The 15,659-nt window shown below is 59.8% G+C and carries 10 protein-coding genes and 1 pseudogene; 2 read left to right on the plus strand and 9 right to left on the minus strand.

The features are described 5' to 3' along the window. Positions 1 to 12: 12 nt before the first annotated feature. The 9 genes and pseudogenes from MO767_RS02665 to MO767_RS02705 all read right to left on the minus strand — a co-directional run bounded on the left by MO767_RS02665 (position 13) and on the right by MO767_RS02705 (position 12,491). Positions 13 to 876 (minus strand): hypothetical protein, encoded by an 864-nt coding sequence (locus tag MO767_RS02665; protein WP_282479294.1) that lies wholly within the window; start codon positions 874 to 876, stop codon positions 13 to 15. Further along, the gene (locus MO767_RS02670; RefSeq protein WP_282479295.1) at positions 873 to 1,847 is read right to left on the minus strand and encodes a twin-arginine translocation pathway signal; all 975 of its coding nucleotides are present in this window, start codon (positions 1,845 to 1,847) and stop codon (positions 873 to 875) included. Before MO767_RS02670 ends, MO767_RS02665 begins: the two co-directional genes overlap by 4 nt. Next, the gene (locus MO767_RS02675; RefSeq protein ID WP_282479296.1) at positions 1,844 to 2,497 is read right to left on the minus strand and encodes an alginate O-acetyltransferase AlgF; all 654 of its coding nucleotides are present in this window, start codon (positions 2,495 to 2,497) and stop codon (positions 1,844 to 1,846) included. Before MO767_RS02675 ends, MO767_RS02670 begins: the two co-directional genes overlap by 4 nt. An 8-nt stretch (positions 2,498 to 2,505) precedes the next feature. Beyond that, positions 2,506 to 5,049 (minus strand): bacteriophage N4 adsorption protein A, encoded by a 2,544-nt coding sequence (locus MO767_RS02680; RefSeq protein WP_282479297.1) that lies wholly within the window; start codon positions 5,047 to 5,049, stop codon positions 2,506 to 2,508. Further along, complete coding sequence (locus tag MO767_RS02685; RefSeq protein WP_282479298.1) at positions 5,046 to 7,160, minus strand: glycosyl transferase family protein; 2,115 nt, start codon at positions 7,158 to 7,160, stop codon at positions 5,046 to 5,048. Before MO767_RS02685 ends, MO767_RS02680 begins: the two co-directional genes overlap by 4 nt. 12 nt (positions 7,161 to 7,172) lie before the next feature. Next, a complete protein-coding gene (locus MO767_RS02690; protein ID WP_282479299.1) occupies positions 7,173 to 9,386 on the minus strand; it encodes a hypothetical protein in 2,214 nt (737 codons plus the stop codon). A gap of 41 nt (positions 9,387 to 9,427) precedes the next feature. Beyond that, entirely contained in the window at positions 9,428 to 10,666 is a 1,239-nt protein-coding gene (gene wecB / locus MO767_RS02695; protein ID WP_282479345.1) for a UDP-N-acetylglucosamine 2-epimerase (non-hydrolyzing), read from the minus strand. 680 nt (positions 10,667 to 11,346) lie between these two features. After that, positions 11,347 to 11,535 (minus strand): annotated as a pseudogene (locus tag MO767_RS02700) (glutathione-dependent formaldehyde-activating protein); the annotation flags it as partial. Positions 11,536 to 11,588: 53 nt separating this feature from the next. Further along, complete coding sequence (locus tag MO767_RS02705; RefSeq protein WP_282479300.1) at positions 11,589 to 12,491, minus strand: LysR family transcriptional regulator; 903 nt, start codon at positions 12,489 to 12,491, stop codon at positions 11,589 to 11,591. Positions 12,492 to 12,828: 337 nt separating this feature from the next. On the opposite strand from MO767_RS02705, the gene MO767_RS02710 reads away from it, so the two are divergent. Both MO767_RS02710 and salA read left to right on the plus strand, forming a co-directional pair. Then, complete coding sequence (locus tag MO767_RS02710) at positions 12,829 to 14,169, plus strand: aromatic acid/H+ symport family MFS transporter (protein WP_282479346.1); 1,341 nt, start codon at positions 12,829 to 12,831, stop codon at positions 14,167 to 14,169. A gap of 176 nt (positions 14,170 to 14,345) precedes the next feature. Continuing rightward, entirely contained in the window at positions 14,346 to 15,629 is a 1,284-nt protein-coding gene (gene salA / locus MO767_RS02715) for a salicylate 1-monooxygenase (RefSeq protein WP_282479301.1), read from the plus strand. Positions 15,630 to 15,659: the final 30 nt, after the last annotated feature.

Below are 15,659 nucleotides of genomic sequence, written 5' to 3' on the forward strand. Positions count from 1 at the left end.
GCTGCGCACGCTTTACTGCACCAGTTGCTCGACCAACTCTGGCGTCACGTAGTGCGGCCCGTCGAACAGGTAGAGCGGATATCCGTCATAGGCCGCCAGTTGCGGTTTGAGCTCGGCAGCGGTCGCGGAGCGGAAGCCGCCACCAAAGTTGGGGCGGAAGGCTTCGACGATGATCCGCACACGGTCTTTGCCCAGGCGCTGGCGCAGGGCGTCGGCGTAGGCTCGGGCGACGGGTGCAGTGCGGGCGTAGACGCCAACACCGTCCTGAAAGAACACGCCGATGTCATCTGGTAGCCATTGCTTGAGCCATTCGGCGGTGGCGACGGGGCCGATATTGGCACCGTCATAAACGCTGATCCACAACGGTCGCGGCAGCTTGGCCAGCAGCGCGGGCAGTTCTTTGGCACGGGTCCAGCTGGGGTCGACTTCAGCCGGGAAATACCAGCCGGTCACGTGTAACGGCGTAGGCAATTTGGCGATTCGTTCCGAGACTGCGGCCAGCTGTTCGATGTTGTCCCGTGAGCGGTTCTCGCTGAAATAACCCGCCAGCCCCAGGATCACATCCTGCGCCCAGGGTGCCTTGGCGATGCGCGCCCAATCGGGCAGCACCGGTACGGCGGGCAGGCCGGTACCGGGAACGAAGGCCTGATCGTCAACGACTGTCCATTGCACCAGCAGCTCACGCGCTCCCAGTTTTTCCCAGTGTCCGCTGATACCGACGGTCTTGTTGTCCGGCTGCCAGACGATGCCGACAATCTCCGGGGGCAAGGCCTTTTTGTTCGTGATGTAGAGCATGCCGGTTCCTGCGCTAAGGGTGACGGCAAACAACAGCGCGGCGAGGGTGACGCGACTCACTGTACAACCAAGAATCTTCACGGCAGTACCTTGTTGATGCGCTGATGCCATTGGCTCAGCGAGGTGACGCCTTTGGCGTTCCAGTTGGCTGCCGCATCAGGGCCAAGGTGGAACTGGCCCTCGTTGAATTGCCAGACGATCACTTGCGGCTTGTGTTCGGCAAAATCCGCCGACTCCAGGTATTGCAGTAGCGTAGCCCACGGACCGACGTCGCCGGGGTTCCAGGTCAGTGCGACGGGACGGTCCAGGTCATTTGAGAGCTTCTGCGTAAAACCCAGGTAAGGCTGGACAAAACTGTTGCCGATCACTTGGACTGGTGCTGGCGCATCGTCGATCAGCAAGTCGTTTTCGGCCTGATGGCGCACGGTGTAGATGTCGCGACCAATCGCCTTGCGCTTGATCGCTGGCAGAAAATTACTGGCCAGGTCGCCGAACGCGCGGCGGTCGAACCACTGGCCCAGCGCTGCGCCGCCGCCGGGTTCGCCTTGCAGGCGGTAACGCTCGGTGATCAATTGCGCCGTGGCATCGGCGGTGTTTTCCGCGCTCCAGGCTGTCCAGTGATAATCGGCGCGGTAGAACGCGGTCTGTTTGCCTTGTTCGGTGCGTTTCAGGATCGGCTTGATGTTCAGCGTGGTCAGACCTGCTTGGGTCAAGTCGTTTTGCAGGTGGTCATAACGCTGCATCACGGCGACGCTCAAGGGGTGATCGGCGGGCAGCCGCTGGGCATAAAACGGCGCTTTCATCGGCACCACCAGCACGACGAGTCCGATGTGTTCCCGGGCAAGGTGCTGTTGGAGTTCCTTGACCAGCGCAATGCTGCGGGCAGTGCCGGTGTTGTCTACCTTGCTCAAGCTTTCCCAGGCCGGGAACAACCAGCCATTTTCGCCGGTGATTACCGCGGAGGCCGCTTGAACGCAGGTGACCGACAGGCTCAACAACAAACCGCCGATCATGGCGGGAACAGGCAGGCGAGATTTCAAGTGAAGGTTCATGGCGCGGTCTGGTCGACAAGGCCAATCAGCCGTGGCGCCTGGCGGGAGCCGATCAGGAACAGGCTATAACGATCACCGGCCTTGAAGGGCGCCAGCTTCAACGGCAGGCTCGCGTTCTCATTGCAGCTGGCAATCAGCGTCGCCTGCACCGGGTTGATCGTGCGTTGGGCTTGTCCGTAGAATGGCAGTTGGTTGAACACAGGAGCACCGTTGGCGAGTTTGACCTCGGCCTTTTCGCAACCGTTGGCCAGGTTGTAGACATTCAGTTCGGCGCGCAGGTCTTTACCGCGCAGTGGCGGGTCGATGACCAGGCGAGGCGCCCGTGCCGGGTCGCTGTCGAGAATCAGCGTGACCCACGCACTTTGTGGTGCGCTGAGGCTTTTTATCTCGCGACCATTGACGGTCACGTGCAACGGCTGTCGCGAGTCCACGACCTGAAAGGGGCTGGCCACTGCGGTCTGTGCGGCAAGGGCAAAACTCGCACCCTGGTCCACCTGGACCTGCATGACGGTTTCGGACGGGTTGACCACGCGCACCCAGGCGGAACCCTCGGGCAGTTTTGGCGCATACAGCCGGGCGATTTCAGGGGCGGCCTGTGCCCACATCGGGGCCAGGCCAAGACCCAGCCACAAACACATTCGAACGTTCATGCAAGTCCTCAATAGGAATAGGTCAGGCGCGCGAACACGCCTTCAGCATTGTCTTCGCCCAGCACCTTCACGCGGTACTGCAGGGAGAAGTCCACGTAGGAGCGGGGCGCGTTGTACGTGTCTTCGCGGAACCAGTAGCGCACGTTGTTGCCCACGCCGATGCCCCCGGCCTTGCCGGACGATGAATCCATGCTGCCGTCGGCGCCTGTCTCGCTGTTCATCTTCGAGTCGTAGTCGAACGCGGCCACCACATGGGGGAACGTCACCCAGCGCGAGCCCGCGCCGCCGATGGCATAGCTGCGGCCCACCTGCCATTCGCTGTTGAAGTAGTCGCGCGAGTCGTTGACGTAATGACCGGCTTCAGCGAACAACTGCGAGGTCCACCAGCTGTCAGCATCGACCCGCAGATCGGTGCCGATGCTTGAGCCGTAGCCCAGACGCACCAGCCAGTCACCGTCGACGCCCGACGATCCCAAGGGGAATGTACGCTCGACGGCGGCCATCACGTTCAACGCGGTGAACGGCTTGACCCGCACACCCACGGCGCCTTGCAGCGCATCGAAACCGGTATCCGAATCTCCGTTCTTGCTCCACAGCGTGTCGGTGATGCGTCCGTAGAGTTCGACAAAGCGTGCGTTGCGATAGCCCAAGGGACGCCAGGAAAGCTCGGTGCTGTTTTGCAGGCTGTCATTGCTGCTACTGCCGCCGCTCGGCGCTGAGCTCAGGCCACTGCTGGTGCTGTTGCCGCGATAACTGGTGGTGTTGGTCAAACCCCAGGTGCGCGACACATCGGCCACCGCGCGACGGGTGTCGAACGTCTGCTGCGGAGACATGTCGAGTTCACCGGCATTTTTCGCGTCGATGACTCGCTTGAAGTAGGTGACGGCTTGCTCGTCGTCATTGACCCGCATGGCGTTGTACGCCGCATCCTGCGTTGCTGTCGGCGTGAGTCGGGTGTCGGCATCGGCCTTGCGGAACGAAGTGTGGGCACCGTCATCGTCGCCGGCCTGGACCGACAAATAAGCGATCTGCAGGTCGCTCATCGATTCCAGCTCGCCCGTGTCCCGCGCTTGTTGCATTCGTTCGCGCGCAGTTCGGCGCTGGCCGATAGCGGCATACAGACTGGCTTCTTCGTAAGCGGGCAGGCTGCCCAGTGCCAGTGCCTGGGTAAAGTCCTTGCGCGCCCCGGCATCGTCACCCGATTGCTGACGCAGACGACCACGCTGGGCGAGCAGACGAGCGTCATCGCCCGTGAGCTTGAGACCGTCACTGGCTGCCGCGATGGCTTCAGGCACACGTTTCTGATCACTCAGGGCGCTGACCAGCAGTCGGCGGTACGCCGGATTCTGTGGCGCACGGGCAATGGCTTCGTTCGCCAGGGCAACCGCGGCCGCAGGGTCTTTGCGGGCCAGGGCCGCGTAGGCTTGGCTGGCCATGTCGGTTCCGCCATCACGCTGGTTGCCCGGCCAGATATCACAGACCAAGCCGAAAGCCGTTTCCTGACAGTTCAAGGCCGGAGCAGGGAAGTGGGCAATCACGTTCGCGCCATTGTTTTTCTGCCGCAGCGCCATACGGGCGGCGGTGCGTCTACGGGCCACTTCACCGCCTTCATCGTCGGCCATTGGCTGCAGATGATCGAGCGCTTGTTGAGGCTCGCCATGGGCTAGTGCAGCGTCCGCGGCGAAGAAACGAATGTCACGGGTTTCCGCTTCCAGCAGGCCATCGATGGCCAGGGCGTGATTCAGGTCAGCCTGGGCTGCCTGAGTTTTGCCCTGGCGATCACGGGCGTAGCTGCGCAGAATCCACGGAGCGATTTCACCGTCGTCCTGAGCCAGTGCGCCTGACGCGGCCTGTTCTGCAGCAGGGTAATCCTTGGCCGCGAGGAGGGCACTGATCAGCAGTTGCTGATTGGCGCCGATTTCCGGCGCCCAGGCGACGGCTTTTCTGGCCTGGTCCACGGCCAGGGACACATGGCCTTGTTCCAGGGCACGATAACCCTCAACCGCCAGCGGTGCGGCCAATTGACGACGAATCGCTTCGCGACGCATCAGCAGGGTATCGTCGTCCGGGAACACGGCAAGCGCCTGGGTGGTGGCTTGATCCGCTTCCTGCAAGTGCTGCTGGCGCTGCAAGGACTCGATCAGCAGCAATCGATAATCCATGCGTTTGGGCGCTTGGGCGATGGCTTTGCGTGACGCCTGGGCTGCCGTGCCGAAGTCATCGCGGTCATAGGCCTTGAAGGCCTGGGCCGCGGCGCCGAAGCCTGGGGCCTGACGAGACTGGGGGTAGCGCTTGGGATGATCACGCAGGTCCTTGTCGCGCTGAGCCAACACAATCAAGGTGTTCAAGCGGGTGATGTCAGCGCGCTGACGCAAGGCTTCGCGGGCCTTGGCGATGGCCAGGTCGTAGTCTTTGCGTTCGTAGGCGCTGTAGGCCTCGTTGGCGGTGACATAGGCCGGACCGGTCAACGGCAGTGGCAGCGTTTCGGCATGGGCCAGCGCCGGTATCAGGCTCAGCCCCGTGGCCATGAGGGTCAGCAGGGGGCGATTCATACCGGAAGCTCCGCAGGGTAGTGGCTGTGCTGACGTGCCACGGCCTTTTCGATGGTGGAGCGGGGCAGCACGCCGCTATCGACCAGATAGTCGCCGATGCGTCCGTGACGCTGCGGGCGGTACTGCAACATGGTGCGATTGAATACGCCGCGATCCAGCAGGCCCATTTCGATCAACAAGTCACCCAGCAGTGGCGCGCGGGCATCCGGCACGGACTGGCCTTCGCGCACGTTCAGTTGACGCAACTGCGCGACGATTTCGCTTTCCCGGGCAATCAGCTGCACCGGTTCGCTGCCCAGTACCTCGCTGACCTGTTGCAGACCTTCGGCCGGCAACGGGCTGGCCACGGCAAGTTGTGCTCGGCCGTCGTCATTCAAGCCAACCGGCACCACGCGCCAGCGCAGAGCGAATTCATCATCCAGGGTAAGGGTCGACGCCTGCGCCTTGTTGGCCACATCGAACACCCGCGGCAGATCGTTCTGGAAGGCGATGGCTTCCGCCAGTGTCTCGTCGTCCAGCCAGCCATTGCTGAGCAAGATCCGTCCCAATGGCATGTGCCGGGTTTTCTGTTCGTCGAGAGCGCTTTGCAGGTCGGTTTCGTTGATCGCCTGCCAGGACACCAACACGCTGCCCAACTTGCGCGGTGCGAAGGCAACCAGGTCGGTGGACGGGAAGTCGTGCATGGTCTTGTCCCACACCAGTTTGCGGTTCATTACCTTGCCGACGATGAACATGCGCCAGGCGCGTGATGCAGCCATGAAGTTGACAAAGTTGCCCACCACCATGCGCGGGATAGACAGCAATCCATGCTGCCAGCCGTACAGCACGGTGGTGAAATAGCAGCGGTGCGCGATACGCCAGGCCAGCGCGATACCGTTGGCCAGCAGCAGATATTTGATGAAGCCGTTGGTTTCAAACGGCGTCGGGAAGCTCACATCCCACAGGCCACTCTGGCGCAGGATGACCAGGCCGAGCAGCTGCACCAGAATCACGTAGGCGATGATGCTGACGAACGCCGTCACCACGCCCTTGCGGTCACGAAACAGCAGATAGCGGTTGGCCAGCGAACCGTTCCAGCCCATTTGCTCCCAGCCTTGCAGTCCGATGCCCAGCGTCCAGCGGGCTTTCTGGCGGAACGCGGTACGGAAGGTATCGGGAAAGAATTCGCGCACGCACAACGGCATCTTCAGGGTCGATTCGTAGGGCTTGCGAAACCAGGATTTACGCAATACGCGAAACTGCACCGGGAAGCGCACGAAGATCGCGTTCATGCCGACCTTGGCCAGGCGTGCGCCGACGTCGTAGTCCTCGGTGAGGCTGTCCGTGTTGAACGGCTGGTTCTGGGTTTCCCCGGCCAGCACTCGCAGGGCACGGTGGGAAAAACAGGTGCCGACCCCGGCAGACGGCACCGTGTCGGTCATGCTTTCACGCACTACCAAATCCTTGCCATGCCATTCGGCGAATTCGTCCATGTAGGTGCCGGCCACCCATTCGTACCAGTTGCGCTCCAGTGAAACCACGGGTAACTGGATCATGTCCTTGCGCGGCAACAAGTAGTTGAACAGGCGTAACTCCATCGGGTGCAGTACGTCTTCGCTGTCGTGCAGCACCACGCCGGCGAAGGTCATGCCGTGGGTTTTCTCGTGCAGGAAGATCGCCTGGATCACCCAGTTCAGGCAGTCGGCCTTGCAGGTCGGCCCGGCATGCGGGACTTCCACGCGATGCAGCTGCTTGTAGCGCCGACGCATGCGTTCCACTTCATCGATGGTGCGTTGGTCATTGATATAGGTGCCGACGAAGACCACATAGTTCTGGTAATCCAGAGTCGACACCATGTTCTCGATCATCGGTGCGATGACGTCATATTCCAGCCAGGCCGGGACCATGATCGCCAACGGCTGTTCATCCCGGGCCATCAACTGCTCGGCAGTCAGTGGCCGGTATTTGCGATCCACGGTGAACTTGCGAAACAGGCGGCGAGACCAGTACCACAGGTCAATGAACAGATCGTCCAGGCTGGAGATCAGGATCAGCACCGCGACCACGATGGTCGAGATTTCCAGGAAGCTGTAGTAGTGGGCCAGCCAATAGGGCCAATAAAGCGACGTCATCGAAAGTTTCCGTTACTGGCGATTGCGACGGGCGTTACGGCCGGCCAGCAACAGGATGAGGACCAACAGGATGCCACCCGGAATCAGCCACAACAGCGACGGCTTGCGCCACGCGTCCAGGCCCTTGGGTTCTTCGTTGTCGATCAGTTGGCTGCCACTTGGGTCCTGGGTATCGAAGGTGGTCAGTGCACCGTTGTCACCGAGGATGGCCACGTCGCCGCGGGTCAGCAGAATCTGTTTGGCGAAGCGTGGCGCGTCATTGCCCAGGGCGCGATAGACCAGACCGTGCTGGCCGCCGGCATCCACCACTTGCAACGAGGCCAGGTGGTTGAGGGGATGCACGTCCAGTAACACCTGATCTTTGTGATTGATGCGCAGGCGACCCTGATCATCGACCTGCACCGATTCTTTGCTGTTCTTGATCGGCAGCTCGAAGGCGAGGAAGGCTTTGTCCGGTGCGACCAAGGCTTTCGGGTCGGCACTTACGTTCAGCTGCGCCCGCAACGGCGAAACACCGGCGGCGTCAGCCACCGAAATCACTTGCGGCAAGCTGCTCGCCGGATGATCGAGGTAGGCCTGTGGTACGAGAATTTGCGTGTCCATGGCAAAGCGCGCGGCCATGCCGGAGAAGTCATCACCCAGGGCCGTTTTATCCAGCACGATGTGGCTGGTCGGCAGCACCGAGACCGGGAACGCCTGTGGCGTTTCCAGGCAACGATCACTGACCGGCTGACGCTGAAACGACACGCGCAGCACGTTCTTCGAACCCAGGGCGTAACGCGGGATACGTGCTTCGATGCGTTGCTGTTCACCGTTGGCCACGAGCTGTTGCGCGCCAATCAGGTAATCGTTGAGAAACAGCGAGGCCACCGGCGCGGTGTCCGAGGCGCCGGGTGCGGCAGACACATCGACCACCGCCTTCACCGGCAGGCGACCGTCGTAGGCCACGCTGCCCAGAGGAAACGAAGTGCTCCAGTCGGACTTGGCCAGCACGTCGATGGCGCCGGGGTCACCGCCCAGGCGCGACAAGGCCACACGACCGTCGGCGCTCAATGGCATTTGTGCTTCGCTGACCGTCAATTGGCGGCTGCGTGCCAGTGCGTTCCAGGCAGTGCTGAACAGCGCCAGCGCCTTGCCGGTTGCTTGCGGCGCGATCATCAGCACCGGGCGGGTGCCCAGCAATGCCAGGCGCACGTTGTCTGTGCCGGTGGCGGCCAGACCTGCATTGATATGCCGCCCACGCCATTGCGTGAAGGCGTTGGCGGCCGTGGCGTCGAGGCCTTGAATCTGGCTCTGCAGCGCGTCCAGCGATTCGTTGACGGCTTTGAGCAGTTGCGGGTCGTTGATTGCCAGATCCGCCTGGACGTTCGGCGTTTGCCCCAACATCAGCAACGCACCGATTTGCGCCGGGTTGGCCAGAACGTGCGGGCCTTTGCCATTGAGGCTGGCGAACGCCGGAATGGCCAGCAGTTCGGCCGGGATGCGCAGGCTGGTCAGGTCGACAGTGTCTTGTACGGCGGGGAAGGGCAGAACGCGGCTGTGCTTGCCAACCCGCTCCAGAGCCACACCGAGACGCCAGGCCGCATCGTAGCTCTCGGCGGACAAGGTGCCCGGCGCGACCATGATTCCCGGTTTACCGGGCAGTGCCGTCCAGGCAGCGCCGACGTCCTGTAACTGGCTGGCGTCGTAGCTGTAATTGAGGCGGGTGTCCGGTTCGATACGCAATACATTGCCGATCGCGCGCTCGTCTTCGCACAACACACGGGACACGACTGACGACCAGGCAATGCCCAGGCGCAGCGAGCCGCTATCACGCGCTTGCTTGCCCACGCCCAGTGTGGCGCTGGCATCACCTTGGGCTTCGCTGAGCCCTTCGGCGCGCACCGGATAGCCGTCGAGCGACAGCAGCAGCGTGTTGCGTCCACCTTCGCCATTGAGGTAACTGGCGTCGAAATTCAGTGTGGCATCTGTCAGCGGTACGCCCGCCGGCACGGGAAGATACAGTTCACGCCGGGCGTCGGTGGAGCCGAGGATGATCGGTGCATCGATCCCCAGATCGCTCAAGCGGATCTCACGCTCTTGTCGCGTGTCGGCGTTGAGTCGGTTGATCGCCTGGGTGAGCGGGCTGTCCGCGGCCAGGGCGAAAGTCGGCATGAGCGCGAGCAGGCTCACGCCACAGGCAAGGGCGCTGAGCGTGCCCGTATGGATGGCAACGGAAGACTTCATTCAGGTAGATCTCGAGCTGATAAGGGGATGAGTGGTTTGGTTTATTGAGAGGTAAAAGCCGGGTAATTTTTTTCGGGCACAGGCACCGCTGACGAGTGGCGCAGGAACTTGGGCAAGGGCTGCCCGGCCACGATGAAATCATCGACCGGGCGACCCATCAGGGCATCGACGATGCGCGCACTGGCCTTGCCATCGCCGTAAGGGTTGGCCGCCTGGGAGCATCGGCGCCACAGCAGGTCGTCATCGAACAATGCATTGACGCCAGCGATGATCGAGTCCGGCGAGGTGCCGACCAAGCGCACAGTGCCCGCCGCGACAGCTTCCGGGCGTTCGGTCACATCACGCATGACCAGCACCGGCTTGCCCAGGGACGGTGCTTCTTCCTGCACGCCACCGGAGTCAGTGAGGATCACATGCGCCCGTTGCATCAGGCGCACGAAGGCCAGGTAGTCCAGCGGCTTGATCAGGTGCACGTTGGGCAGATCGCCCAACTGCTCGGTGACCGGGCCCATGACATTGGGGTTCAAGTGCACCGGATAGACGATCTGGATATCAGCGCGCCGCGCCAGATGGCTCAAGGCCTTGCAAATATCCAGGAAGCCTTCGCCGAAGTTTTCCCGGCGATGCCCGGTCACCAGCAGAACCTTGCGGCCGGCTTGCAGGAACGAGAACTGTTGGTCCAGGCTTGCCCGCAGGTCAGCGTCTTGCTCAATGCGCCGCGCCGTCATCTGCAAAGCGTCAATTACCGTATTGCCGGTCACGAAAGCGCGACCTTGAAGGCGTTCGTCGAGCAGGTTTTGGCGCGATTCGTGGGTCGGCGCAAACAGCATGTCTGCACCGAGGTCGATGCAGCGGCGGTTCATTTCTTCCGGCCACGGGCTGTAGATATCGCCGGTGCGCAGTCCTGCTTCGACGTGACCGACCGGAATGCGTCGATGGAACGCAGCCATTGAGGCAACCATGGCCGAAGTGGTGTCGCCGTGTACCAGCACCCGGTCCGGGCGGGTCATTTCCAGCACGGGGTCAATCGCACCGTAAAGCGCCGCGGTCAACGAGTTGAGCGACTGGTGCGGCGTCATCACATCGAGGGTGTAATCGGCCTTGAGCTCAAACAGATCCAGCACTTGCTTAAGCATGCTTTGATGTTGGCCGGTGATGCATATCTGCGAATGAATGCCTGGTTCCGCAGCGAGGGCTTTGACTAAAGGCGCCATCTTGATGGCTTCTGGACGGGTACCGAAGATCGAAAGGATTTTAAGCCTTGAATGATGGCGAGCGATGATGTCTTCCTTGCGCAGTTTTAGTGCGCAGCACAACAACGGCCCAAGTTTTATTGAAACTTGAGCACGCCATCGTTATTTGGATTTAGTAAAGGCCGGGGTAATCAGCGTGAGATCTGATGTTCACTTCATGTGAGGTGATGCGTCGCCCAAGAACCCGGAACCGGCCGGATTATTAGCATCGATCGCGAATGTTTAAAAGCGTTATATGTGTGATTTTCTTTAATAATTAAAGTTTGAAACTTTTGTGTTTTGGGTCGGTCTTCTTTAGTTTTTCATGATTTCAAGAGGGTTTATTCTGACTACTATTACAGCTCTAACTGATTGTTTTGTAAGGATATTAATTATAATTCATCCATTCATCAGGTTGAATGAATCATTCATTCATTATAACGGTCGTGATCTATGTATTTCCGGTCTGGCTTTCTAACGTGAGGGTTATGATAGTCGCTGAATTGACGCCTGTATATTGTCATGATGCAATAAGTGTTATTTCGGAGTAATAAATGAACTTTTCCCCCGCCTTCAATTATTGATAAGCCCTCCGCCTATATTGGTTAGGCAGATGACTCGAAGAAGGGGATCTTTGAGTCACCCATAACAGTGAAGCAACATTCCATCTTCCGCCGTTAGAAATGGCGCCGCAGCGGTCCGACGAAAAAACCGCGGCGGCCGATCAATCAGGCGGCAGGGAGCAAGCCTTTTTGTTTGGCGACATGAGTCGCCATTGCGTCCATCAAGTCCGGAGACAGGCAATCGTAGGGCTCCAGGCCGATCTCGCGCAGGCGCTCACGGATGGCCTTCATTTGCGCTGGGGGTATGTCGGTTTCGATGATGGAAGACACGAACGCCGCGAAGCCCGGCGCAGCCAATCGCGTCTGCCTGGAGCAGACTGAGAAGTTACTGGGGCTGAGGGCACGCCTCAATCAGAAAACAGCTCGAACATCAGCTGGCGAAGCCAACGATTGGCTGGGTCCTTGTTATAGCGAGCATGCCAGAACAAATTTATTTCGATGTTAGGCAGTTCCACCGGAGTCGGTAGAACCGTGAGTCCAAAGGGTTGTTCGCAGCTGGTGGCGAATCGTTCAGGCACTGTTGCCATTAAGTCGGTGCGTTGAAGTATGTGGCCGACTGCGACGAAATGGGGAACCTCGAGGCGTATGTTGCGCTCGATGCCGGCCCGCGCCAGAAACGTATCGACTTCGCCGTGACCCGTGTTCGCCGCAACGACGCGAACGTGGTCATAACTGCAAAAACGCTCAAGCGTTAACGGCTCCCTGGTAGCTGGGTGGTCCTTACGGCAAATGCAGACATAACGATGGTGAAACAGGCGCTGCTGAAAAAATCCGGCTTGCAGGTGCGGCAGTAATCCAACGGCGAGGTCGATCGCACCGTTCTGCAACCCTTCAGCCAAGGTGTCGGAGGTGTTGCGCAGCGTGCTGATCGAGCAACCCGGAGCGCGTTCAGACAGCGCGTCCATCAACCGCGGCATGAAGTAGATTTCACCAATGTCGGTCATCGCCATCGTAAATCTGCGATTGCAGTTGAGCGGGTCGAACGTGTCCTGTCGGCTCAGCGCGTCGCGTAAGGTCTGAATGGCCAGTGCAATCGGCTCAGCCAACTGCCGGGCATACGGCGTGGGCTCCATTCCTTGATAAGTGCGAACGAAAAGCTCGTCGTTCAAAGCGACACGCAGTCTCTTTAACGCGTTGCTGACAGCGGGCTGGGTCAGATCGAGATTATCTGCCGCCGTCGATACCCGGCGGTCAATCAGCAGTTGGTTAAATACCAGAAGAAGATTGAGATCCAGTTCACGTAATTCCATAACGCCTCGTGCAGATTGCGCGTTCATAAGGGCTATAAATCTTTGCCCACCGTTGGGTCTGCACCGCTCTGAAATCACCGCTGCAAGAGCCAAAGCCTAACAAGTGCCAGACCGCCGCGTCCATCGTGAGATCGATGGGACTTTTGCTCCCCTTCGATCTTTATTCACGCTCGAAATAATGCCTATTCACCTGGCTGCATTTATCACGGTCGATCGTTTGCCCATGATCGACTCCATGCCCAGTGCTGCACGCTCTGCGTCACACCATTGGGCACCGCGCAATTCCCGGAGGCGTCAGACTCTCCGGCTCTATAACAATGACAAGAAGAGCGATGCCATGCGTACGATTGATGTATCAGCCCTGATTGACGGGGCACGTTTCAATGCCTTCCATGCGCGCGTGCTGTTCTGGTGCGCGCTCATCATCATTTTCGACGGTTATGATCTGGTCATCTATGGGGTCGTGTTGCCCTCACTGATGTCCGAGTGGGGCCTCAGTTCGTTGCAGGCTGGTGCGTTAGGTAGCTGTGCACTGGTGGGCATGATGTTGGGTGCGTTGTTTTTCGGTTCATTGTCGGATCGTATAGGCAGACGCAAAACCATCATGATGTGCGTCGCCATCTTCAGCGCAGTGACAGCGACCAACGGCTTGGCCCGGAGCCCCGAGGCGTTTGCGCTATGCCGGTTCATCGCCGGCCTAGGCATCGGCGGGGTGATGCCCAACGTTGTCGCTTTGATGAACGAGTACGCGCCGAAGAAATCCCGCAGCACGTTGGTCGCGATCATGTTCAGTGGCTACTCGTTAGGCGGCATGCTATCGGCCAGCCTGGGCATGATGTTGATCCCGCAATGGGGATGGCAATCGGTGTTTTATGTCGCGCTGATTCCGCTGTTGGCCTTGCCATTTCTGATACGACAATTGCCAGAGTCGATGGATTTCCTGCTGCGCACCGGCCAGACCGTCAAGGCGCAAAACCTGTTGGCACAAGCCGCGCCGTCTTATGAACCCACCGCAAATGATCAGTTGAACCAGATGGTCGCCAAAGGTACGACCGTATCGATTGCGCAGCTGTTCCAGGACGGGCGCAAGTTGAACACCTTCATGCTGTGGCTGGCGTTTTTCTGTTGTTTGCTGATGGTGTACGCGCTGAGTTCCTGGCTGCCAAAACTCATGACTGCCGCAGGTTATGGATTGAACTCCAGCCTGGCGTTTCTGGTAGCGCTAAACGTCGGCGCGATTATTGGCGCGGTGGCCGGTGGATGGCTGGGGGACCGAATTGGAATCGCAAAGGTCTTGTTCGCGTTTTTCAGTTGCGGGGCGTTAGCCCTGGGCCTGTTGGCACTCAAGGCCCCGTTACCGGTACTTTATCTGCTCATCGCCATCGCAGGGGCGTGCACCATTGGCACGCAGATCCTGGCCAACGCTTGCACGGTGCAGTATTACCCCGCGCACATACGCTCCACAGGGCTGGGTTGGGCGATGGGCGTCGGTCGCACCGGGGCCATTATCGGTCCTTTGCTGGGAGGCGCACTGCACGCTTCATCACTGCCGCTGCAGGCGAGCTTTCTCATCTTCGCGGTACCAGGTCTGATAGGGGCCATCGCTATTCTGGTGTTTCTGATTCAGACCTCTTCAGGCCGTCAGGCCGCTTCATCCAGGCAAACCCTGCCGCAGTAACGATTGCAGAAAAAGGCGAGCTCAAGGAAGAGCTCGTATCGCCAATGACTGTTCGTCCTGAAGAGTAATATTCACACGCTTGATGGGATGTATGGGAGTTGCGGTATTTATCAATAGCGCTCAGATGGCGATGATTTGGTTACTCCAATAACAATCAGCCTCATGGGTAACTTGCTATGCGTACTTCTCAATCCAAACTGCAGATCGGTATTGTTGGCGGCGGTATTGCCGGCGTGGCTCTGGCCCTGGACCTGTGCCGTCATTCCCATCTGAGCGTGCAGTTGTTCGAAGCGGCTCCTGCCTTTGGCGAGGTGGGAGCGGGTGTATCCTTCGGCGCCAATGCCGTTCGTGCCATCGCAGGTCTGGGTATTGCCGAACCCTACCGCAAGATCGCCGACCAGACTCAGGACCCTTGGCAGGACATCTGGTTTGAATGGCGTCGCGGTGAAGATGCCGGCTATCTAGGCGCAAGCCTGGCTGAAGGGGTAGGGCAGTCTTCGGTACACCGTGCTGACTTCCTCGATGCGCTGGCCAGCCAGTTGCCCGAAGGGATCGCCCAATTCAGTAAGCGCGCCGTTAGCGTGGAGCAGGATGCCGAACAGGCTCGCGTCGTGTTCACCGATGGTACTGAGCATCGTTGCGATTTGTTGATCGCCGCGGACGGGATCAAGTCTTCAATTCGTGATCATGTGCTCAACGGTCTTGGCCAACCCCTGGTGGCGCCGCGTTTCAGTGGTACCTGCGCCTACCGTGGGATGATCGACAGCGAACAGCTGCGCGCGGCGTACAGAGCCCGGGGTGTCGATGAACACTTGATCGACGTGCCGCAGATGTACCTGGGGCTTGATGCACATATCCTCACATTCCCTGTCAAACAAGGCCGGCTGATCAACGTTGTGGCGTTCATTTCCGATCGCAGTCGCCCTGATCCAACCTGGCCAAGCGATTCTCCGTGGGTGCGCAACGCCAGTCAGGAAGAAATGCTCTCTGCCTTCAATCATTGGGGAGATGCTGCACAGGTGCTGCTCGAATGCATTCCGGCACCCACCCTTTGGGCTCTGCATGAACTCGATGAGTTGCCAGGCTACGTGCACGGCCGCGTGGGTCTGATCGGCGATGCTGCGCATGCCATGTTGCCGCACCAGGGCGCTGGCGCCGGTCAGGGGTTGGAAGACGCCTGGCTTCTTGCGCGATTGCTGGCCGATCCGCAGGTCCTGGACAGCCAGCCACAAGCGGTGCTCGCGGCTTACGACGCCATCCGTCGTCCCCGCGCCTGTCGTGTGCAGCGTACATCCTGGGAAGCCGGGGAGCTTTATGAACTGCGTGATCCAGTTGTAGCCGATGACGAACAACTGCTGAGCAAAACCCTCGCAGAGCGTTTCGACTGGCTGTGGAATCACGATATGCAGTCCGACCTTCAAGAGGCTCGTGACCAATTGGGTTGGCGAGCGCTCGCCTGACGAATTGAACCGACTTGCACGGAGGGAGCG

Origin of the sequence: Pseudomonas sp. UYIF39 (assembly GCF_029963765.1) — a bacterium.
GTDB lineage: Bacteria > Pseudomonadota > Gammaproteobacteria > Pseudomonadales > Pseudomonadaceae > Aquipseudomonas.

Excerpts from the sequence above, each read along its gene's own strand:
- MO767_RS02670 (WP_282479295.1), bottom strand. The coding sequence starts at position 1,847 with ATGAACCTTCACTTGAAATCTCGCCTGCCTGTTCCCGCCATGATCGGC.
- MO767_RS02675 (WP_282479296.1), bottom strand. The coding sequence starts at position 2,497 with ATGAACGTTCGAATGTGTTTGTGGCTGGGTCTTGGCCTGGCCCCGATG.
- MO767_RS02680 (WP_282479297.1), bottom strand. The coding sequence starts at position 5,049 with ATGAATCGCCCCCTGCTGACCCTCATGGCCACGGGGCTGAGCCTGATA.
- MO767_RS02685 (WP_282479298.1), bottom strand. The coding sequence starts at position 7,160 with ATGACGTCGCTTTATTGGCCCTATTGGCTGGCCCACTACTACAGCTTC.
- MO767_RS02690 (WP_282479299.1), bottom strand. The coding sequence starts at position 9,386 with ATGAAGTCTTCCGTTGCCATCCATACGGGCACGCTCAGCGCCCTTGCC.
- MO767_RS02705 (WP_282479300.1), bottom strand. The coding sequence starts at position 12,491 with ATGGAATTACGTGAACTGGATCTCAATCTTCTTCTGGTATTTAACCAA.
- MO767_RS02710 (WP_282479346.1), top strand. The coding sequence starts at position 12,829 with ATGCGTACGATTGATGTATCAGCCCTGATTGACGGGGCACGTTTCAAT.
- salA (WP_282479301.1), top strand. The coding sequence starts at position 14,346 with ATGCGTACTTCTCAATCCAAACTGCAGATCGGTATTGTTGGCGGCGGT.